The sequence below is a fragment of the Paenibacillus aurantius genome (genome assembly GCF_032268605.1).
In the GTDB taxonomy this organism is placed as follows: Bacteria; Bacillota; Bacilli; order Paenibacillales; family NBRC-103111; genus Paenibacillus_AO; species Paenibacillus_AO aurantius.
Genome location: NZ_CP130318.1, coordinates 2,287,418 through 2,308,528, shown reverse-complemented (window position 1 = coordinate 2,308,528; position 21,111 = coordinate 2,287,418). Strand labels below are relative to the sequence as shown.

The following is a 21,111-nucleotide window of genomic DNA, read 5'->3' as shown; positions in this document are numbered from 1 at the left end:
AGCCCCCTAATAGTAGAATAGCCGGGAAGGCATCCCGGCTACTCGCGGATTCAAGGTTTTTTCATAAAGGTTAAGGCAATCTTCTCCAGCCTCCGGTTCACCTTGGTAAAAAAACCTTCGTCCAAAAGAGAAATCGGCTGGACCAATATCGTATGAAGCCCCATCCGGTTGCCCCCCAGCACATCGGTCAGCATCTGATCCCCGATGACGGCCACCGCCTCCGCCGGGAGGTTCATCATCGTAAGGGCGCGGCGGAAGGCCGCGTTCGAAGGTTTCTTGGCGCTAAAAATGAACGGAATGCCCAGAGGGTCGGCAAACTTGCTGACCCGGGCATGCCTGTTGTTGGAGACGATGACCACCTTAAATCCCAGTTGCTGCACATGCTTGAGCCATTCGATCAGCTCCGGTGTGGCAAGAGGAACTTTGGCCCCGACCAGCGTATTGTCCAGATCGGTAATAATCCCTTTAACTCCGTTCTTCCACAGCTCCGGAAGAAGAATATCATAAATGGAGTTTACCTGCTGGCTGGGAATTAAATTGTTAAGCAAGTCTTTCACCCCAAAATTTCCCGAATAGATATTCAAAACTATACCACACTTGGCCTTTTTCGTGCAAAAGGTGTTCCAAATTCCCTAAACAAAAGCCGGCCGCCTGTCCTTGAAGCCCTTCATCCGGGCTTCAGCATGGGACAGACACGGCCGGCTCTGGACTACAGCTCTTCCTTGAGCCGCTTGAACAGCGTCGATGCCCTTCCCATTTCCTCCGGGGTAATCGGCCTCGAGCTGTATTTCGCTTTCTCGAACAAGGCGAGCAGCTGCTCCAGGTCCTTGGACAGCCACGCATCCTTATTCATCCAGCGGCTGAGCGTCTCTCGTGCGGTTTCGTGTTCATGAACGGTAAAGCCTTTGCGCCTCTTGCTTCTCATCAGCTTGTTGTATTCCTGAATGAGCTGATGGTTCAAGCTCGCCGGCTGGCGGTAGCGGGCTACCAAACCGGAAGCCCCCCGCTTGAACCAGAACCAGACGCCGATGCCGGCTGCGGCTGCAATGGCCAGGATAAGCAGAACCGTCGTCACCGGGAAAGAGCCGCCGGCTTCTTCCGCCGGAGCCGGGGCAGCAGGTGCGGGATCGGTTTCCGGCACCGGGGAAACCTCCGGCTGGTTGGGAAGCTGCACCGCCGGTACGGCGAAGCCGGAAGTCGGCTCGAAGGGAATCCAGCCCCAGCCGCTGAAGTAAACCTCCACCCAGGAATGGGCGTCGGAATTGCGTACCGTGTAGGTGCCGGCCCCGTCCGTGGAAAGGGAAAGATTATCCGGTCCGCCGTTCTGTCTCAGCTCCTCCAGCTCATCAACCGGAGAGGAGCCGGTGGAATAGCCTTTGACCCAGCGGGCCGGTATGCCGAGACTCCGGGTAAGCACCGCCATAGCGGTGGAATAGTAGTCGCAGTACCCTTCCTTCGTTTCGAACAGGAAGCGGTCGACAAAATCGCTGCTTTCCGATTTCTGCTCCCTTGGCTGGTTGGTATACCGGTAATTGAACTGAAGGTAACGCTCCAGCGTCTTCACTTTGTCATAGGGGGTCGGGGCATCCTTCGTGATCTCCTTGGCCAGCTGGCGGACCCGATCGGGTAGGGAATTCGGCAGCTGCAAGTATTCCTCCATAGCCGAACGGTTCGGCAAATCGGCGGGCACCGTTCTCAAGCCCGCTTCGTCGATGACCGGCATGTAGGAGATCACGGTGTACGTCTTCGGATACGTCTTGCCTGTACGGCTCTCGGCCCAGCGGAGCTCTTGGGATTTCGGAGACCAGCGGAGCCGGTCGAACCCGGCGTTTTCTTCCCCGAGCGCCTCCACTTTGGCGATGGACAAGGCTCCAAACAGAACGGGGTACGATTCTTCATCGGACAAGGTGATGGTTTGTTTGACCTCAACCGTTTGAGCCTGGCTGTCAGGAAGGCGAGGGTCCTTCCGGAGCTCGCTGTCCAGGCTCAGCTCCTGTTGCACGGCCCCTTGTTTCTCGGCTTGGCTCTTCTCCCAGCCCTTCCCATTGTAGAGTGCTCTCGTTTCGCCTCTCCAATAGCTGCGGTGCGTGGTTTCCACGGTCATGACTTCCGAATAGTCAAAATCAAAGCCCCCGCCCAGCGTGCGGTCATTCCGGCTGTACCCGGAGGTGGAATTGCCTTTGGGCAGCGGAAGATCCACGCCGGGGCTTCCTTTGCCGCCGACCGTGATCGCTTCCCCTTTCCAGTTTTTCCAAAGGGTATAAGGATCTTTCAGCACATTCCCGACATTGGGGGCCAGCATGCCCAGCCCTACCGTACAGGTAAGAAGCAGCACGATAGGCGCGGTGATGGTGACCGGGTAATCGGCGAAATAAGCCCATCCCGCCGGATTTTTTTCCTTCAGGCCGGCGAAATGCCGGATGACGAGGAGGAACAGGCCGCACAAAATCATAAGCGCCGCTTCATCCCAGAGGATCACCTGGCTGAAGGAATCCCGGATGGCGATCGCGGTAAGGCACAGCACGATCATCACGTAGATGCGCACCTTAGACTTGACCCACCACAGGGCGGCCAAATAGAGAAACCAGGCTCCCAGGCTGAACCAGGCCAGCGGGTAAAAGGGCAGAAAGTTGTTGTAAATCCACTCTCCGATCGTCTTGGCCGCAATCGGAGTATAGCCGACAAACCAAACATTTAGTAATAAAATCAGCAGCAATTGAAGAATCCGGGGAACGCCCCGGCTCCGTCCGGGCATCCATTCCGTCAAGAGGACGGCAAGCAAAGTCAACCGGATCAGGGAAACCGTTGCCGGAAGCAGCCCCCCCTCCTCCTCCGCAAACCACATGACGAATTGATATAGGAAAAACCCGGTGAAGAAAACGGTCAGCCGGCGCTGCCAGTCATATAGCAATAGGGACTTCCATCCTCGGGCACTCTCCATTAACCTCTCCCTCCTAATGCTGCCGGCAGTTCCGTTAAAGCGCCGACGGCATAGCCATGGCTTCCCTTGGAATGAAGCAGCTGAATCCACGCCTGGGGATCGTGCGCGGCATCGGCCCCCACGAGAATGTGGCACGGATTCATCTGCCTCTGACGAATCCAGCCGATGGCCGACAGGGAAGAATCGCTGCGGTTCGGGGAAATCACCACGACGAAGGTTCCCGGAACGAACATCTTGGCCCGGTCGTTCAGAACATGCAGGAGGGAGTGGGAGCCGTCCGCTTCCGCTTCCGTCAGGTGGTTCAGAATGCGGCTGTACTGCAGGCCGCTTTTCTTAGGCTCGAAATAAGCCGATTCCCGGCCGACCGAAAGAAGTCCGATCGCCATGCCGTTCTTTCTTCCGTACTCCATCAGGGAAGCCGCCGTCGATACGGCGAGCTCGAACGTTTCGTCCTCCTCGTAATGCATGCGTTCCCTGTCCAGGACGACAATCGTTTTGGGGAGCGACTCCCGTTCGAATTCCTTGGATTTCCACGTCCCCGTCCGGGCGGTCGCATTCCAATGAATCCGGGAAAGCCGGTCGCCGTACGTGTACTCCCTCACGCCGTTGATTTGGGTCGTTTCCCGCAGCGCCCGGGTGGTCGTCGACTGGCTCTGCATGCCCTTCAGCATTTGATGCAGCTGCCTCCACTCGGTGATCGGCACCGTCTGCGGGAGCACCCGGAAGCCGAGCGGAAGATCCAGCGGCCCCCGGTGCTCGAATACGCCGAAAATATCCTCCGTGGAGCACTCCGACCTTTCGAACCGGTAGAAGCCGCGGCGAAGCGGCTGGGTCCGGTATTCCACTCTTCCCCTTCGATTCCAATCCGGAATAAAAGACGACTCGAACACCGTCTCCCCTTTGTTCCGGTGGGTAAGCCGGTCGCGGACAAAAACGTAAGGCACCGGCCACATGCCGGGGATATGAAGATCGATTTGAATGTCGAGGGACGTTCCCGCCTCCAGCGTCTCGTCCTGGCCGAGGTTGGCTAGCCGGCGGGAGCCGGTTACCCGGGAGATGCCGCTGTACCTGCCGAGCAGAATGTAAACCGTGAGGACCGTTACCACCACGAACGTCATGGAGGCCAGCTTCCCGCCTTGGAAGAGCAGAAAGAACAGGCTGAAAAGAAAGCAGGCCAGAACGGCCCAGAATCGCTTGGAGACCTTCGGTTGTTCGGACTTGGTGTATAGGTAACTCATGGCGTCACTTCTCCAGTCTTACAGGCACCCTGACCTGCTCGAAAACGGACCGGAGAACGGAAGCGACGGTGGTCCCCTCCAGCCTGGCCTCGGCTTGAAGAATGATGCGGTGGCCCAGCACGTAAGGAGCGAGGGCTTTCAGGTCATCCGGGATGACATAATCCCTTCCGTTCAGGAAGGCGTAGGCTTTGGCCGCCTGGACAAGCGACAACGTGGCCCTCGGGCTTGCCCCGAGGTAAATAGCGGGGTGTTCGCGGGTGTTCCGGACAAGCGACACCGCGTAGTGACCTACCGCGTCGTCCAGGTGAATGGCACCTACCTTGGCCTGCATGGCGACGATCTCCTCGACCGAAGCCACGGCCTCGAGAGATTCGACCGGATGGGCCTTGCTTTGGGAAACGACCATCCGGTATTCCGTCTGCTCATCGGGATACCCGAGGCTGAATTTAAGCATGAACCGGTCCAGCTGGGCTTCCGGAAGGACGTAGGTTCCTTCGAAGTCGATCGGATTCTGCGTGGCGAGAAGCAGGAAAGGCTTTGGAAGCTCGTACGCTTCCCCGTCAACCGTCACATGCCTTTCCTCCATAGCCTCCAGCAGGGCCGACTGGGTTTTGGTGGTGGCCCGGTTGATTTCATCGGTTAGCAGTATATTGGTCATCACCGGCCCCGGCCGGAAAATAAACTCTTCCTGTTTAGGATGATAGATAGAAACGCCCGTTATATCGGTGGGCAGCAAATCCGGATTGCACTGAATCCGGCGGAATTGGCCGCGGATGGATTTAGCAAGCGCTTTAATGAGCACCGTTTTCCCGGTTCCGGGAACATCTTCGAGAAGCACATGTCCGCCTGCAAGCAGAGCGGTCAGAAGCAGAAGGATTTCCTCGCTTTTGCCGAGAATGCAAGCCTCGAGATTGCTCTTGAGCCGGTTAACTAGCTGAATGTCCTGGTCCCATTGTCCTTCCATTTAGGCTCTCCTCTCCGTCTGTAACAAAAATCCCCCATTAGAACCTTGTCAAACCTTATTCTTGCTTATCTCTCTATAATCCAGTTTACAAGATTTCTCAAAATAAAGACAACGGTACGGCATCTAAAATTGTTTGTAAATTCATACATTTCCAAAAGTTTTCGGAAAATGTCGAATCGTGTTCGCCTTTTCTCCTTCTTTAGCTCCTTGTTTACTTGGTCATGAGCATGCCAAAAAGAACCGACATCCCCAACCGGGACGCCGGCCCTCGTATGAATGAATTTCCCGCATGGGCAGCCGATGATCAGCCCTTAGGCCGGGCAATCAGCGCGGCCAGGAAGGAGAAGATGATGGCGGCCGACACACCGGCGCTCGTCACGGTAAAAATACCGCTCAGAATTCCGATCCAGCCGTGCTCGTCAAACTCCTTCTGCGCTCCGTGGGCCAGGGCGTTGCCGAAGCTCGTGATCGGCACCGTGGCTCCCGCACCCGCAAACCGGATGAAAGGATCATACCAGCCCAGCCCTTCCACCACGGCCCCCAGCACAACGAGCAGGCTCATGGTATGAGCCGGGGTGAGCTTGAAAACATCCATCAGCAGCTGGCCGACTACGCAAATGGCTCCTCCGATAATAAAGGCCCATACAAACGGCATGACAGCGGTCATGGCTCAGCCCTCCTTTCCCTGTTCGATAGCAACAGCATGGGCGATGCAGGGAATGCTTTCTCCCTGTTGGAACGAGAGGGGAGACAGCAGCGCTCCCGTCGCCACGACGAGAATCCTCTTCAGTTCGCCGCTCTGTACCCGCTTGATCAGATGCCCGTAGGTGACGGCGGCCGAGCAGCCGCAGCCGCTTCCTCCCGCCTGCACCTGCTGCTTGGTCCGGTCGTAGATCATCAGGCCGCAGTCGGTAAAGGTCGTCTGGTCCATAGGGATGCCGTGCCGCACAAACAGCTCGTTCGCAATGTCCAGCCCGACGGAGGCGAGATCACCGGTGACGATCATGTCATAATGCCCGGGCTCGATCCCGAAATCCCGGAAATGCGCCTCGATCGTATCCACCGCCGCCGGAGCCATCGCCGCCCCCATGTTAAAAGGGTCCTTGATGCCCATGTCCACCACCCGGCCGATCGTCGCCTTGGTGACTACCGGTCCCGTCCCATTCGAACTGATCACGGATGCCCCGGCTCCCGTGACCGTAAATTGGGCCGTCGGGGGCTTCTGCGATCCGTATTCCGTCGGGTAGCGGAACTGCTTCTCCGCCGTGCAGTTGTGGCTGCACGTTCCCGCCATCGCATGCTTGGCGGAGCCCGAGTTTACCAGCATGGAAGCAAGGGCAAGGCTCTCCATGGACGTGGAGCAGGCTCCGAAAACGCCGATGTAGGGAATGCCGAGGGTCCGGACGGCGAAGGTGTTGCTGATGATCTGGTTCATCAGATCGCCGCCGACGTAGAAGTGAATGTCTTCCTTCGTCAGCCCCGATTTCTCGATAGCCAGCTTCCCCGCTTCCTCCAGAAGCATCTTCTCGGCTTTCTCCCAGCTTTTCTGCTCGAGCAGCGTGTCGCCGTGAACCCGGTCGAACTCTGGGGCCAGCGGCCCTTTTCCTTCCTCCGGGCCTACCACGGCTGCCGCGCCGATAATCACCGGCCGGTTGTCGAATCGCCAGCTTTGATGCCCTTGCAGCATGTCAATGCCCCCCCGCGTTGGCAATCCCGTGCAGGATCCCGATAAAGAAAGCCGCTACCGTACCGTAAATGATGACGGAGCCCGCCAGCTTGAACATGTTCCCGCCGACTCCGAGGACGAGACCTTCACTCCGGTGCTCAAGCGCAGCCGAACAAAGCGAATTGGCGAAGCCCGTAACGGGAACCCCCGTCCCGGCTCCCGCCCATTGGGCGATTTTGTCATAGACGCCGAGGCTTGTCAGAATGACGGATAACAGGATCAGGCAGGCCACCGTCGGGTCCCCCGCCGTTTTCTCCGTAAACCCGACTTTCTTGAACAGCTCCATCAGGCACTCGCCGATGAGGCAGACCACCCCTCCTACAAGAAAAGCTCTCAGGCAGTTGGCGAAGACGGGGCGCGGCGGCTCCTTTTCCTTGGCAAGCTTCTGGTACTCCTGCTGGGTAGGAGTCAGGTTCTTCTTCTTGTTGTCAGCCATTCTACCCATTCCTCCTTTGGTTGCTATCGTTGAAGAAGCGGAGTCAGGTGCTCCACATTCCTGGTCAGCTGCATCGCTCCATCGGCATAAATCCTTTTGGACTCCCCGTTGCTCGTCGACAGGGCGTACAGCTCCAGATCGGCCTGGCATTTCTTGAGCGTAGCGAGCAGAAGCTGCTTCGTCTGCGGCTTCGGAACCTTGATCATGTCATCAAAGGTATCGATAAAGAGCTCACCGTATTGATCGGCCTGGCCGAGAAAGACGTTCTCCACCGCCACTCCGGCTTTCTCCAGCTCCGTCAGCAGCCATCCCCGGCTGAACCCGAGAGTGGACAGAGGCTCGTCCAGAATGATTCCGTCCATGATAACCGTTTGGGGTTCCGACTCCGGGGCTACGGTTATGCCAAGGTGTTTGGGCGTTAGGGGCTGATTTTCTTTCTTAAGGAGCACGTTGATGTCACCCGAGGGCTCCATGACCGCAAACTCCACCTCGGCCACCTGGAACACATTCTTTTTGCGCAGCTCTTCGAGAAGCTCGTCGCCCGAGAGCCTTTCCTTCTTCAGGTTGTCCTCGAGCACCTTGCCCTTCTGAATCAGTATCCGGGACTTTCCTTCCATCCAATTGCGGAACGACCGGCTCTTTAAGGTCACCATCTCCACGAGCAGAGCGGAGAGAAACCACACCAGAAGGGCCGTCACGCCAAGGAAGTAGTGCGCTTCGATATCCGTCGAGATAAAGCCCGCCAATTCCCCGAGGGTAATCCCCACCACGTATTCAAAAAAGGTCAGCTGGGAAATCTGTTTTTTACCCAGAATCCGGGTCAGAACGAACAGCATCACCACCGCCCCGAGGGAACGGAGGGCGATCACAGACCAATCAGGCATATACCGGCTCCTTTCTAATGGAGATCGGTATCATTATTTGTCAAAATTGTCTGGCTTATAAATGTACATGGTTTCCTTTTTTCCTGGGGAAAGTAATGCTTGTTATTCCACCAACCAACAAAGGAGACTAACCCAATGACAGTCGCTTCCCAAGTCAAAACCACTCTCGCTTCGCTGAAAAGCGCTCAAGCCAGCCTGGAAACCTTCGCCCTGAGCACCCAGAACCAAGATGCCAAAAACCTCTTCACCCAGGCCGCCCAATCCACCCAGCAGATTATCGACCAGGTGTCCACCCGTGTTCAGCAGCTCGAGAACGAGGAGCCCCAATACAAAGGCTTCTAAGCTCGAGAACACGGCATCCCCAAAAAAACCGGCCTCTGCTTAACGCAGAGACCGGTTTACTCTTTAACGGGTTTATCAGACGAGCAGGGCCACCACAATGGCCAGCAGGACGAACAGGACAAGAACAACCAGGGCAATCACAGATTTTCTCATGGGCACGGCTCCTGTCTTAAGCTTTCACTGTTCTTATATCTCCTCCCATCCTATTCATTCTCCCGGAAGAAAGCCATGGTCATTGGCCCAGAGTGTTCGAATTAACCCGAAGACCCGGCCGGACCCTCACAAAAAAAGACCTGACGCCTATGCGTACAGGTCTTCTTGCGCATCCGCCTTTATCCGTGCTGCCGGCGGCGCCACTGGCCGAAACGGCCTTCGAACGTTTTCCAGTCGCGGAGATCGACCTGCTCGCCCCGTTTGGTCTGGTCCTGGATGAACTTTTCGAGCTCTTTTAATTCCGATGCTATGGCAGAATTTCTTTTGGATTTGTAATGAATATTTAATATCATTTTTAAGCCCCTCTTGATTATAATAGAATTGTTACACCCTCTATGAATATAACCGCTGAAGGAGCTGTTGAATCCGGAAAATTTTTTTATAATAAAAAAAGGATAAAGCGCTTTCATGTCAAATATACTATATTAGGTCTTAAGTACCCCCATCTTACATCACAGGAGAATGCCCCATGAGAAAGATCCTTCTGGTTTTCGCCGTCCTGTCCACCTTGAGCTTTACCTCGTCTCCCACTTCCTTAACCACTTATGCCGAGAACCACAGCCTGATCACCGCTCACCGGGGAAGCTCCGGAACCGCTCCGGAGAATACGCTTGGCGCTTTTCGTCAAGCCATCGAGGACGGGGCCGGCTATGCCGAGCTGGACGTGCAGGAAACGAAGGACGGAGTTCTCGTGGTCATGCATGACTATAATGTCCGCCGGACAACTGGCATCAACAAGCCGATCTGGGATATCCGCTATAAAGAACTCCGCCGGGCCAGCGCCGGCGCCTGGTTCGGGGCTTCCTACCGGAACGAGAAGGTCCCTACTCTCGAAGAAGTCCTTGTCACGGCCAAGGGTCGATTGAAGCTCAACATCGAGCTCAAAAACAACGGACACGGGGTCCGGCTGGCCGAACAAACCGTCGACCTTATCGAAAAACATCATTTCACCGACCACTGCACCGTTACGTCGTTCGATGCCGAGCTGCTCCGCAGGGTGAAGCAGGGCAACGGCTCCATCAAGACGGGGCTGATCGTGGGAGAAAAGCCTAAGGACCTCGAAGGCCTCTTCCGGAGTTCCGATTACGAGGTCATCAGCGCCGCTTACCCTCTCGTCAACAAGGAATTCATGCTCCTCGCCGCCAAGTACCACAAGGAAGTGTATGTCTGGACCGTCAACAACGAGCAGGATATGGCGCGGATGATGGATCTCGGAGTTTCGAGCATTATCACGAATTATCCCGAGAGGCTGATGGGCCTCATGAAAAAGAAAATTTAAACCGTGTTAAACGGCCGCTATGCAGGAAGGCTGACCGCCCTGTTCCGATTCGACGGACAGACGGTCAGCCTTTTTGCAAATACTTCATTAATATGCCTTCGACATGATGCAGGTGCTCTTTCATTCTGTCCTGGGCGGCGTCGGGATGGCCGGAGCGGATGGCTTCAAAGATCGCGAGGTGCTCCCGGTACAGCCGCTCCGATACCGATGCATTGGAATAAAGCTCGATCCGGCGTGTTTCACGAATGGCCAGCTCCATCCGGGAAGAGATGGTGTCGAAGATCCCTTCCATAATGCCATTGTGAGTGGAGCGGGCGAGAGCCGAATGAAAAAGCAGATCCGTGCGCTCCCCCGTTTCTTCGTCTCCGATATGAGCCGCCATCTCCTCCAAAATCCGGGCGAAGCTCTCCAGATCGGGGACGCTGCGCTTAAGGGCCGCCAGCCCGGCATTCGAAACCTCGAGCGATTTTCTCGCTTCGAGCAGCTCCAAGAGCTCGTCGCGGTTGGTGATCAGCTGGTGAAGGCCGGGAATGTCCACTTTGTCGGCTCCAGGCAGCCGGCTTACGGTAGAGGGCCCCCCCTGCCGGATCTCGATCAGGCCCATGGCCTTTAACGCGCTGAGGGCTTCCCTCATGGTCGATCTGCCCACTCCGAAGCGCTCCGACAGCTCCTTCGTAGAGGGCAGCCGGTCGCCGGGCTGAAGCTTCCCTTCCACGATCAGATTCTGGAGTTGTTCCGTTATATGTTCGTAATGGTTCTTTTTGGACAGCTTCGCTATTTCCATGGGGGTCTCCTGTCAGCCGTCTGGACGGCGCCTTCTATCCCATTATTATACCATACCCGCAGGGAGACTTACCCCACCAGCAGGGCATAGACGATTCCCGGCCCATGCACGCCGATGGTCAAATCATTCTCGATATCGGCGGAACGGCTCGGTCCGGAAATAAAATGGATGCCCGCCGGGAATTGCTCCCTGGGCTTCCCGTCGAATTCCGCCAGCACCTGGCCGAGCCGGGTCCGCAGACGGGAGACGGGGATAATCGCGATCATAATGGTAGGCAGCAGGCTGACTGAACGGCCTTTCTGCGCGGAGGAGGTCACCACCAGGGAGCCTGTGTACGCCGCGGCGAAGTCGACGGCGACGAGACCGATGTCCGCCCCCGCGGCCATCGGCAGCAGCTGTTCCTTCGGCTCCCTTCCCCACACTGTCCATTCGACGTCAGGCAGCGCCTCTTCGAGGCCCAGATTCTCCAGCTCCTCCTGGTCCTGGCGGATGAGGTGCCGGGCTTTGGTCTCCTCTACGCGCTCGACGATAAATTGCTGGACCGCCTCCCCATCCGGCAGGCGGAAGGCATGCCCCCCCGCCTTGCGCCAATTCTCCATAAACAAGGCGATGCGCTCTTCTTCGCTGAGCTCAAAGCCGTGCCAGAAGGAAGGCGCTCCCTTGAACGGATGCTGCGGCTTCTCCGCAAGCGGCTTGCGTCCCAAGCGGCCGGCGATATGCGATATGAATTCCTTCTGACGCTCTCTCGACTTCTCCTCGAGCCCCGCGAGAAACGGATTCGGATTAGCCATGTTGCTTCCCTCCCTGTACACGGTCCTCTATAGCCTGCTTCATCCTTTGCTCCATCCGCTGCTTTACGCCGGGATCCAGCCCCCGCAGCTCCGCTGTGACATCCTGATCCAGCGATTTCCACGATTCGCGGAAAGACTTCGGCGGCAGACTCGGCGTATGCCGGTGGGCGTTCCAGCCGGCCAGCGGGCCGATTCGGGCTTTGATCACCCCGTCGCGGACCACCACGCCCTGTCCGAGACGCCCCAGCTTCAAGACGCGGCTAAGCCGCTTATGGCTGCCCATGACGTAGGCGAAGCCCTTCATCCCGATGTTCTCGTCCCATGCCTTTTTGCCGCGTTCGACTTTGCGGTGACGCAAATAGACCAGCATGTCGTGGAGCGGGATTTTGACCGGACAAGCCTCGTAGCAGGCCCCGCACAACGAGGAGGCATTGGCGATATCGTCCCATTCGGCGACGTTCTTGTTGAGGGCGGGAGTAAGCACCGCTCCGATCGGACCACTGTAGGTGCCTCCGTAAGCGTGACCCCCGATATGCCGGTAAACGGGACAGGCGTTCAAGCAGGCACCGCACCGGATGCAGTTCAGGAGCTCCTGGAATTCCGGGTCACCAAGTTGAAGGGAACGTCCGTTGTCGACAATGACGATATGCATCTCCTCGGGACCGTCTCCGTCGGCTTCCCGCCTCGGCCCCGTAATCCCGGACATATAGACTGTCAGCTTCTGGCCCGTAGCGGACCGGGGAAGAAGCGTCGCCATCACCTCCAGGTCATCCCAAGTGGGGATAATCCGTTCCATCCCCATCAAGGTGATCTGCGTCTTCGGAACCGTACTGACCATCCGGGCATTTCCTTCGTTCTCGAACAAGACGATCGAGCCGCTTTCGGCGATCGCGAAGTTGCACCCGGTCATGCCGACTTCGGCCTCGAGAAACTTCTCCCTCAGCTTCCGCCGGACGAAGCCGGCCAGAATGGACGTTTCCGGAGGGAGGGTTTCTCCCGCCTCCTTCGACAGAAGCTCGGCGATCTGGTAGCGGTTTTTGTGAATGGCCGGAATGATAATGTGGGAAGGCGTTTCGCCCGCCAATTGGATAATATATTCCCCGAGATCGGTCTCCACGGATTCGATGCCAAGCTCTTCAAGCGCATGATTGATATGAAGCTCCTCGGATACCATCGATTTCGACTTGACGACCGATCGGGCCTGGGCATGCTGGGCGATCTTCATCGTAACGGCAACCGCTTCCTCCGCCGTCGCGGCAAAATGGACGTGAATCCCGTTGGCCCGGGCATTCTCAATGAATTGGTTGAGGTAGTAATCCAGGTGGGCAATCGTATGCAGCCGGATCTGCCGCCCTCTTTCCCGCCATTCCTCCCAATTCCCATGCTCGGCCGATGCCGACTTCTTACCGTTGCGAAGCCGTTCGGTCGTAAACTTGACCGCGTTGACAAGAAATTCGTCGTTCAGAGCGATCTGCGCCCTTTCCTTGACCGTTCCCTGCTTAGCCTGCACTGCGCTCACCGGCCTTCACCCCCTCATACAGCAGCTCCGCCAGATGCATCACCCGGACGGGCCTTCCGCGGTAGCGCAAATTTCCCGATATGTTGATCAGACAGCCCATGTCGAGGCCCACCAGCACTTCTGCCTCCGTTTCGAGCACGTGGTCCGTTTTCTCGGTCACCATCGCTCCGGAAATATCGCACATCTTCACGGCGAAGGTTCCCCCGAACCCGCAGCAATCCTCCGCGTAAGGAAGAGGAATGAGCTCCATGTCCTTCACGTTGTTCATCAAGACCGCGGGTTCACTGCGAATGCCGAGCAGGCGGGAGCCGTGACAGGACGGATGATAGGTGACCTTGTGGGGAAAGACGGCTCCCACATCCTCCACACCGAGCACATCCACCAGAAACTGGGTGAATTCATAGGTTTTCGATGCCAGCTCCTGGGCTTTGGCCAGCTGAACGGGATCGTTCTCGAACAGCTTCGGGTAATAATGATGAATCATTCCCGTGCACGAGCCGGATGGCGAGATGACGAAATCGCTGTCCTCAAACGCTTTCAGGATGGTCCGGGCCGAGGCTTGGGCTTCTTCCCAGTAGCCGCTGTTGAAGGCCGGCTGGCCGCAGCAGGTCTGGACCTCCGGAAAATGCAGCTGCACCCCGTACCGGGCAAGCAGCTTAACCATGGCCTCCCCCACCCGGGGATAGACGGCGTCGCTTAAACAAGTAATAAACAATGATACCTTCAAAAGGTTCTCCCCCTCCTGACTTATCCGTTCCACCATGCCAAACAAGTTATCAGCTTATCAGACAAGTTGAATTAAAAATAAGGCCGCGGACTGACGTTCCTGCGGTTTCCTTTTATTCTACTCCATAAAGGCAGAGGGAACAATAGTCTTATGACGAAGGATTAAAACCAAAAGAATCAAGTGCAGGGCTCGATTCAGCTTCTCCCGGCAGGAGGCCTCTTCCTTCTTGCGCCGGATTGACTTGCGCCGTTTCCCCATGCTACGTTAAAGCCGATACATAAAGTCGGATTAACCCTAAGGAGGATTAGTAGCTATGGATTTAGGTTTACAGGATAAAGCCGCTTTGGTGACCGGCGGAAGCCGGGGGATTGGCTTGGAAACGGCCGCTCAGCTTGCATCCGAGGGGGCTCGCGTAGCGATCTGCGCCCGCAACACGACGGACCTGGAGAAGGCTGCCTCTCTTATCAAGGAAAGAACCGGCCGTGAGGTGGTAACGATCCGGGCGGACGTCACCGTTCCGGAAGAATGCCTACACGCGGTTAAGCAGGCGGCGGAAGCGTTCGGCCGCCTGGATATTCTTATCAACAATGCCGGCACATCGGCCGCCAAGCCGTTTGAAGAAGTCGAGGACGAAAGCTGGGGCTATGACCTCGATCTGAAGCTGCACGCCGCTATCCGGTTCTCCCGTGCGGCCCTTCCTTACTTCCGTGAAAGCGGCGGAGGAGCCATTGTGAACATCACCACCTCCGCTGCCAAAACGCCGCCTGCCTCTTCCCTTCCGACTACGGTCAGCCGGGCGGCCGGACTCGCCCTCACGAAGGCGATGAGCCGCGATTTGGCTGCTGATGGGATCCGCGTCAACACCGTCTGCATCGGGATGATCCGCAGCGACCAGATCGAGAAGAAATGGCAACGGACGGCTCCGGAGCTGACATGGGACGAGTTTGCTTCTTCTCCCGAGCACGGCATCCCACTTGGCCGCATCGGACGGACGGATGAAGCGGCGAAGGTCATCACCTTCCTCGTTTCGGAAGCGGCTTCCTATGTAACCGGAACGTCCGTCAATGTGGACGGCGGAAAAGGGCCCGCTCTTTAAGCCGTCTTTTTGCAGGACCTTGTCGGCGATCGATAAGGGAAGTTTAGAAAAAGGCACCCGCCGGTGTCTTTTTCTTTTTGGATCGGAGAAGCGGTTCCTGTTGCGGTATCCTATATCCTTCTCTCCTGAATATCGTTATATCCAGCCGAGAATTGTATTATGGCAGAGGCTGTGCGGTTTCTTATACAATCGAAACATAGTTATATTCCATTAGCAAGGAGCGATCCACATGCCATCATTCCCCAAGTATTGGGAAGATTTAACGGTGCTTCAGGTTAACCGCGAGAAGCCGCGGTCGTCGTACATTCCCTATGCCGACTCCGGGTCGGCCCGCTCCCGGAAACGCGGCCGTTCTCCCTATTATCGGACCCTGAACGGAAGCTGGAAGTTTCAATACCGGGAAAGCGTCAAGGAAGTGACGGAAGCTTTCTTCGCCGAGAACGCCGACGTCAGCGGCTGGGACGATCTGATCGTGCCTTCGTGCTGGCAGACCAACGGTTATGATCAGCTGCACTATACCAATGTCAACTATCCGATTCCCTGCGATCCCCCTTATGTACCGGACCGCAATCCCGCCGGCTTGTATGTAAGAGATTTTGAGGTTTCCGAACGGTGGCAGGACAAAGAGCCTTATGTCGTGTTTGAAGGGGTGAATTCCTGCTTCTATCTGTGGGTCAACGGGCAGTTCGTCGGCTACAGCCAGGGAAGCCGGGTTCCGGCTGAATTCAACCTTGCCCCATATCTCCGGAGCGGCCGCAACCGCATGGCGGTCCTCGTCCTGAAGTGGTGCGATGGAACATATTTGGAGGACCAGGATTTGTGGAGATTCTCGGGGATCTTCCGCGATGTCTATCTTCTTGCCCGGGACAAGGCCCACGTCCGCGATGTCTTCAACCGGCAGATCCTTTCGGCCGATTACCGAGAAGCGGTGCTGGCAAGCGAGATCGAGACGACGGGACCTGTCGGGGTAACCGCGCGGCTGACGGACCCGGACGGAAAGGTGATCGCTGAAGCTTCCGCTGAGATTAACGGGCAAGGCACTCTCGAGCTCAAGGTCTCCCAGCCCGTTCTCTGGAATGCGGAGAATCCCTATCTTTACCGGCTGGAGATCTCGGGCGGCAGCGAGGTTCTGGAATTTGCAACCGGGTTCCGCCATGTGGAGATCGCATCAGGGGTCTTCCGTGTCAACGGCCGTCCCGTCAAGCTGAAGGGGGTTAACCGTCACGATTCCCACCCGGTGCTCGGACAAACCATTCCGCTGCGCCACATGCTGCAGGATCTCCTGCTAATGAAGCGCCACAATATCAACACCGTCCGCACCTCCCATTATCCGAACGATCCGCGCTTCCTCGAGTTATGCGATGAGCTCGGCTTCTATGTGGTCGATGAAGCGGATCTGGAGTGCCACGGAATCGGATCCGCGGACAGCTGGAAGGAAGGCGCCTTCCATGTCCTTTCCCGCCTGCCCGAATGGAAAGAGGCCTTTGTGGAACGCGCTTCCCGGATGGTGGAGCGGGACAAGAACCACGCCTCCATCGTCATCTGGTCCATGGGCAATGAATCCGGCTACGACGCCAACCATATCGCCATGGCCGAATGGACGAGACAGCGCGATTCCTCCCGTCCGGTCCATTACGAAGGAGCCGCTCCCCATTATAAGGGAAGCACGGACGTCGATAGCTTGGACATGGAGAGCCGGATGTACGCCTCCGTTCAGGATATCGAGCAGTACGCCCAGAACGAGGCGAACACCAAGCCGCTGTTCTTATGCGAATACAGCCACGCCATGGGCAACGGCCCCGGCGACCTGAAGGATTATTGGGATGTCATTTACCGCTACCCCAAATTGATGGGCGGCTGCGTATGGGAATGGATCGACCACGGCATCGCCGCCGAAACGGCGGATGGCCGGGCCTTTTATGCCTATGGAGGAGACTTCGGGGATAAGCCGAATGACGGCAATTTCTGCATCGACGGTCTGGTCACGCCGGATCGCATCCCGCATACCGGCCTTCTGGAATTGAAGAAGGTGATCGCTCCCGTTCGGCTTGACGCGGATAATCTGTCGGAAGGTACGGTAAGGATCACGAACCTTTACGACTTTACCGATCTGTCCGGCGTTACCCTGCTCTGGAAGGTGGAGGACGACGGCGGGAAGACGATTCAGCAAGGGGAAATCCGGAACCTGGAAGTGACTCCCCAATCCACCGGTACGATCAGCATCCCCTATGAGTTGACGAGCGGGCTAAGCGGACGTGCCATTCTGACCTTATCTATCCGCACCAAGCAGGAAACCCTGTGGGCGGACGCCGGCTACGAGCTGACCTTCGAGCAGTTTGAGCTTCCCGTGACCCCGGCCGGAACAGGCGAGGCCACGGCCTCCCTGCCGGCGCTCCGTATACGGGAAGAAGGCCACCGGCTGATCCTCGAAGGCTTCGATTTCCGTCATGTGTTCGACCGGTACGACGGAACCTTCACGGAGATAACCAAGCATGGAGTTTCCCTGATCAGCGCTCCGGCCAAATTCAACATCTGGAGGGCGCCTACGGATAACGACCGGAACATCCGCAAGGAATGGGAGACGAACGGATTCGACCGGGCGGTTCAGAAGGTTTACCAGGTGGAATGGAGCCGGGTGGACGAGTCCCGTGCCCGCATTGTCGTTTCCTACTCGCTTGGGGGCTATATCCGATACCCTGTTCTGCATGGGGAAGCGGAATGGACGGTCGACGGCTCGGGCGAGATTCAGCTCCGGACTCATGTGAAGGTCCGCGAAGGCCTTCCTTTCCTCCCCCGCTTCGGTCTTCAGCTCTCCATGCCGAAAGGGACGGAGGAAGTGGAGTATTTCGGGTTAGGTCCTCATGAATCCTATATCGACAAGCGGCAGAGCGTGAAGCGGGGGCATTACGTCCAGCGGGTGGACGAGATGTTCGAGAATTACATCATGCCGCAGGAAAACGGCTCCCGCTATGGAACCGAATGGGCGGCGGTCACGAACGAGCTCGGAATGGGCCTCCGGTTCACCGGACACTCTCCTCACTTCTCCTTCCATGCCGCCCATTACACGCCGGAGGACCTGACGGCCGCCTCCCATAACCATGAGCTCGTACCACGCAAGGAAACCATCGTCAGCCTGGATTACAAAATGAGCGGCGTCGGCTCCAATTCCTGCGGTCCGGCTCTCTTGGAGCCATACCGTCTGGATGAGAAGGAATTCGAGTTCCGGCTTACCCTTCGTCCGGTTTTTAAAGAAGACGAATAACCGAATGTCTGGTTTGCCACAAATTATTAACAAAAAGCGACACAAAAAAGGTGCTCTCCTGCCTGACGGCAGAGGGCACCTTTTTGTTCCGGTTAACAAGAAAGGGAAGCATTCCGGCTCCTATCCCCTTAGCTCCTTCCGTCAGCATCCGGCTCCACCGGATTCGCCTGCCGCGACCGTCCGCTGCTTTGATCCGGCGGCCGGCTTGCCTTTGCGGTTCACCAGCCCGATGCTGGCGACGATCAGGACCAATCCCAGGATCAGATTAAGGGTGAAGCGCTCGTGCAGAAACAGCGTCCCGCTTCCAACGGCGATCAGGGGAACCAGGAAGGTAAACGAGGCCACCTTGCTGGCATCACCGGAATTCACTAGATGAAAGTAAACCGCCCAGGAGGCGGAGATGCCGATCACAATGCCAAACACGAGCCCGGCCTCGTAAGGCAGGTTCCACGTAATGGATGACCACCGTTCGGTCACCGAGCCCGCCGCCGTCAGAACCGCCCCGCCGATGAGGAATTGTAGGGCGACCAGCCACATCGAATCCACGCGGCCGCTGGTCTTTTTGACATAGACCGTACCGATCGCCCACCCGGCTCCGGTAATCAGCGCCAAAGCGATGCCGAGCCCCGCAACCGGCCCGTGAAGTCCTTCCAGCGAAACGGCCGTCACCCCAAGAAACCCGAGAACGAGACCGGCCACCTTCAGCAGGCTCATCGGTTCCTCCAGCCAGAGCCAGGCCAGCAGGCCGACCAGAACCGGCTGCAGATAGACCAAGACCGAGAAGAGCCCCGAGGGAACGAGCCTCAAGCCATAGGTTTGCAGCCCGTAATAGAGAATGACATTAAAGAGAGACGAAACCACATAAATGGGCCAACGGCTCTTCCACCGGATTTGACTGCGCCTCGGCCACAGAAAGACCGCCAAGAGCAGTCCCCCGAACAGGGTCCGCATACCGGAAAACAGCAGAGGCGGGGTGTAAGCCAAAGCGATTTTATAGATCGGCCAGGAGATCCCCCACGCCAGAACCAGAAACGTAAGAAGACCGGCCGTTTGAAGCCGGGACCGGTTTATCATAAGGCTATCCGTAACTCCTTCACTTGCAGATTAGAAGGATTATGATACGCCTCTTTCGGCGGTTTATCAACTCGTTTGAGGGTCCTGCGACGGGCCTGGCTCGGCCATCGACTCGAGGAGAAGATAGTAATGGGTCACTTCACCGGTCCGGTAATAATCGTACCAGGCCGCTAACGTCTTTTCGGAGAAAACCCCCAGAGCCTCCAGCACTTCCCGCGCAAGCAGCAGGCCGCCTGCGGCACTCGTGGTAATGAGGCTGCCGTCCCGGACGATTTTCTCATTGCGGTAATAGTCCGCGCCCCGATAGTCCCCACCGAACTGCTTCAAATATTCAAGCGAGTTGCTGGTATGGGGACGGTCATTCAAGAGCCCCTCTGCCGCCAGGGCTGCCGTCGCTGCGCAAATGGCTCCCACCGTAATCCCCCTCGCCAACCAATCTCTCGTCAACTCCAGTACGGGCTTATGCCGGACTTCTCTCCAAGTATCCGCACCAGGCAGAAGGAGAACCGCCGCTTGGTCGTGAGTCAGCTCGTCCACGGTAAGGTCGGGAACGATCGTTACACCTCCCTTGGTGACAATCCTCTCCTTGGAGATGCCAACCGTACGGACCGGAAAGGCCTCTCCCCTCTTCTTAAAATATTGGCCGGAGCCGAGTTCAGCCGTCACATGCCCGAGCTCCCAATCCGCCATGGTATCCAGCACATAAACGTACGTATAGGTCATGCCGTTCCTCCTTACGCGGGTAAGCCGCTTTCCTCCCTAACGGGGTCTATCCGAATGCTTACCCCGAACTTCTTAAGCAAAAACCTCCCAGAAATAAGTGGAATCTTTTACTGGTTGTGGAAATGTGTTGGTGGACCCGATTAAATCTCTCATTTTTGGTTGAAAATAGATGATATAACTTGAGAAGGCGAAAAGGTGGGACCCATGGAAAATAAAATAACTTTCAAGGCTTTGGCTCTCACGAATGAGATCGATCTAAACAAAATCGCCATCCAATGCGGTATCCCCAAAAAATATACGTGGGAACAGCCTCTCATCTTGAGAAACAAAACACTGGAAAAGATTTATCGCACCAAACTAGAGGATGATCTGCAGCAGGTCATGATCTTTTCTTTTGGTAGTGCGGTCTTTGTCAATCATGCACGCTCCGACCAAATCAAGGTCTGTCTGAATTTTATTCAAACCTTTGAGCCTGAGATCGATCTGGTAAACGTAAATCGGTATTCGGATGATTATAGTCTTCATATCGGAGAAATCGATAGGATAAACCTGACAGACGAGTATGTGGTCGTGAAGGAATATGAATATTTTTTCCCCGAATTAATCTCTACGGTCCTGGCTAAATCGGTAGCACTCGAGAGGACGGAAGAGCAGCTCGGGGTCATTCAAGATAGCCTTGAACACATGATAGACCGGCTGGAAAAAGGAAAGCTTCGGATCGGTAACAAAGAATTGGCCCAAACGACGGCCAAGGTGGTTCGCCATGAATATAATACGCTAGCCTATATTATGATTCTGGATAAACCGGAATTGACCTGGACGCATAGCTCCGCAAGCGAGTTCTATGATAAGATGGTGGATTTCTTCGAATTGAACGATCGCTATAAAATACTAAAAAGCAAAACGGATATTTTGTATCACATCTTAGAAGGGTTCTCCAACATCAGTCATTCCATCCGGGGGCTTTTTGTCGAGTGGATTGTCGTGATTCTGATTGTGATCGAAGTGCTCCTGACCCTCCTACAAATCTTGGGATGGCTTCCCTCTCATTGATAAAGGAAACAAAAAAAATGACTTGATCCACCGGGCTTCCCCTTTTCCGAGGGTAACAT

20 protein-coding genes are annotated in these 21,111 nt (G+C 56.3%); 5 read left to right on the top strand and 15 right to left on the bottom strand.

Going from position 1 to position 21,111, the window contains the following annotated elements; genetic code table 11:
* Nucleotides 1–50 precede the first annotated feature (50 nt).
* The 8 genes from MJA45_RS10400 to MJA45_RS10365 form a co-directional block, all read right to left on the bottom strand.
* On the bottom strand, nucleotides 51–548 hold the full coding sequence (locus tag MJA45_RS10400; protein ID WP_315607186.1) for a YqeG family HAD IIIA-type phosphatase: 498 nt from the start codon (nucleotides 546–548) through the stop codon (nucleotides 51–53).
* 161 nt (nucleotides 549–709) lie between these two features.
* Nucleotides 710–2,941, bottom strand: coding sequence for a DUF4129 domain-containing transglutaminase family protein (locus MJA45_RS10395; protein WP_315607185.1), 2,232 nt, complete (start codon nucleotides 2,939–2,941; stop codon nucleotides 710–712).
* Nucleotides 2,941–4,179, bottom strand: a complete 1,239-nt coding sequence (locus tag MJA45_RS10390; RefSeq protein WP_315607184.1) for a DUF58 domain-containing protein — start codon at nucleotides 4,177–4,179, stop codon at nucleotides 2,941–2,943. Before MJA45_RS10390 ends, MJA45_RS10395 begins: the two co-directional genes overlap by 1 nt.
* 4 nt (nucleotides 4,180–4,183) lie before the next feature.
* A complete protein-coding gene (locus MJA45_RS10385) occupies nucleotides 4,184–5,143 on the bottom strand; it encodes an AAA family ATPase (protein WP_315607183.1) in 960 nt (319 codons plus the stop codon).
* A 304-nt stretch (nucleotides 5,144–5,447) separates the two neighbouring features.
* Nucleotides 5,448–5,798, bottom strand: a complete 351-nt coding sequence (gene spoVAE / locus MJA45_RS10380; protein WP_315607987.1) for a stage V sporulation protein AE — start codon at nucleotides 5,796–5,798, stop codon at nucleotides 5,448–5,450.
* A gap of 15 nt (nucleotides 5,799–5,813) precedes the next feature.
* Nucleotides 5,814–6,830: a stage V sporulation protein AD gene (spoVAD, locus tag MJA45_RS10375; protein ID WP_315607182.1), complete on the bottom strand. Its 1,017-nt coding sequence runs from the start codon at nucleotides 6,828–6,830 to the stop codon at nucleotides 5,814–5,816.
* A gap of 1 nt (nucleotide 6,831) precedes the next feature.
* Nucleotides 6,832–7,305: a stage V sporulation protein AC gene (spoVAC, locus tag MJA45_RS10370; RefSeq protein ID WP_315607181.1), complete on the bottom strand. Its 474-nt coding sequence runs from the start codon at nucleotides 7,303–7,305 to the stop codon at nucleotides 6,832–6,834.
* A 23-nt stretch (nucleotides 7,306–7,328) separates the two neighbouring features.
* Nucleotides 7,329–8,189, bottom strand: a complete 861-nt coding sequence (locus tag MJA45_RS10365) for a DUF421 domain-containing protein (protein ID WP_315607180.1) — start codon at nucleotides 8,187–8,189, stop codon at nucleotides 7,329–7,331.
* Nucleotides 8,190–8,324: 135 nt separating this feature from the next.
* On the opposite strand from MJA45_RS10365, the gene MJA45_RS10360 reads away from it, so the two are divergent.
* Nucleotides 8,325–8,531: a DUF1657 domain-containing protein gene (locus MJA45_RS10360; protein ID WP_315607179.1), complete on the top strand. Its 207-nt coding sequence runs from the start codon at nucleotides 8,325–8,327 to the stop codon at nucleotides 8,529–8,531.
* Between the two features lie 332 nt (nucleotides 8,532–8,863).
* On the opposite strand, the gene MJA45_RS10355 is transcribed toward MJA45_RS10360, so the two are convergent.
* The gene (locus tag MJA45_RS10355) at nucleotides 8,864–9,037 is read right to left on the bottom strand and encodes a hypothetical protein (protein WP_315607178.1); all 174 of its coding nucleotides are present in this window, start codon (nucleotides 9,035–9,037) and stop codon (nucleotides 8,864–8,866) included.
* Between the two features lie 176 nt (nucleotides 9,038–9,213).
* Between MJA45_RS10355 and MJA45_RS10350 the strand changes: the two genes are divergently transcribed.
* Nucleotides 9,214–10,023 carry a glycerophosphodiester phosphodiesterase gene (locus tag MJA45_RS10350; protein ID WP_315607177.1) on the top strand — a complete coding sequence of 270 codons (810 nt, stop codon included), beginning with the start codon at nucleotides 9,214–9,216 and terminating at the stop codon, nucleotides 10,021–10,023.
* A 64-nt stretch (nucleotides 10,024–10,087) separates the two neighbouring features.
* On the opposite strand, the gene MJA45_RS10345 is transcribed toward MJA45_RS10350, so the two are convergent.
* The 4 genes from MJA45_RS10345 to MJA45_RS10330 form a co-directional block, all read right to left on the bottom strand.
* On the bottom strand, nucleotides 10,088–10,807 hold the full coding sequence (locus MJA45_RS10345) for a FadR/GntR family transcriptional regulator (protein WP_315607176.1): 720 nt from the start codon (nucleotides 10,805–10,807) through the stop codon (nucleotides 10,088–10,090).
* Nucleotides 10,808–10,875: 68 nt separating this feature from the next.
* Entirely contained in the window at nucleotides 10,876–11,598 is a 723-nt protein-coding gene (locus MJA45_RS10340) for a LutC/YkgG family protein (RefSeq protein WP_315607175.1), read from the bottom strand.
* Nucleotides 11,591–13,117 carry a LutB/LldF family L-lactate oxidation iron-sulfur protein gene (locus tag MJA45_RS10335; RefSeq protein ID WP_315607174.1) on the bottom strand — a complete coding sequence of 509 codons (1,527 nt, stop codon included), beginning with the start codon at nucleotides 13,115–13,117 and terminating at the stop codon, nucleotides 11,591–11,593. Before MJA45_RS10335 ends, MJA45_RS10340 begins: the two co-directional genes overlap by 8 nt.
* Entirely contained in the window at nucleotides 13,098–13,844 is a 747-nt protein-coding gene (locus MJA45_RS10330) for a (Fe-S)-binding protein (RefSeq protein ID WP_315607173.1), read from the bottom strand. Before MJA45_RS10330 ends, MJA45_RS10335 begins: the two co-directional genes overlap by 20 nt.
* Before the next feature lie 313 nt (nucleotides 13,845–14,157).
* On the opposite strand from MJA45_RS10330, the gene MJA45_RS10325 reads away from it, so the two are divergent.
* Nucleotides 14,158–14,940, top strand: a complete 783-nt coding sequence (locus MJA45_RS10325; RefSeq protein ID WP_315607172.1) for an SDR family NAD(P)-dependent oxidoreductase — start codon at nucleotides 14,158–14,160, stop codon at nucleotides 14,938–14,940.
* Between the two features lie 229 nt (nucleotides 14,941–15,169).
* Complete coding sequence (locus MJA45_RS10320) at nucleotides 15,170–18,202, top strand: glycoside hydrolase family 2 TIM barrel-domain containing protein (protein WP_315607171.1); 3,033 nt, start codon at nucleotides 15,170–15,172, stop codon at nucleotides 18,200–18,202.
* Between the two features lie 141 nt (nucleotides 18,203–18,343).
* Here MJA45_RS10320 and MJA45_RS10315 read toward each other — a convergent pair whose 3' ends face one another.
* Nucleotides 18,344–19,276 carry a DMT family transporter gene (locus MJA45_RS10315; RefSeq protein WP_315607170.1) on the bottom strand — a complete coding sequence of 311 codons (933 nt, stop codon included), beginning with the start codon at nucleotides 19,274–19,276 and terminating at the stop codon, nucleotides 18,344–18,346.
* A 66-nt stretch (nucleotides 19,277–19,342) separates the two neighbouring features.
* The gene (locus MJA45_RS10310) at nucleotides 19,343–19,999 is read right to left on the bottom strand and encodes a DJ-1/PfpI family protein (protein ID WP_315607169.1); all 657 of its coding nucleotides are present in this window, start codon (nucleotides 19,997–19,999) and stop codon (nucleotides 19,343–19,345) included.
* 204 nt (nucleotides 20,000–20,203) lie between these two features.
* On the opposite strand from MJA45_RS10310, the gene MJA45_RS10305 reads away from it, so the two are divergent.
* Complete coding sequence (locus MJA45_RS10305; RefSeq protein WP_315607168.1) at nucleotides 20,204–21,052, top strand: RMD1 family protein; 849 nt, start codon at nucleotides 20,204–20,206, stop codon at nucleotides 21,050–21,052.
* The last annotated feature ends 59 nt before the right edge of the window (nucleotides 21,053–21,111 follow it).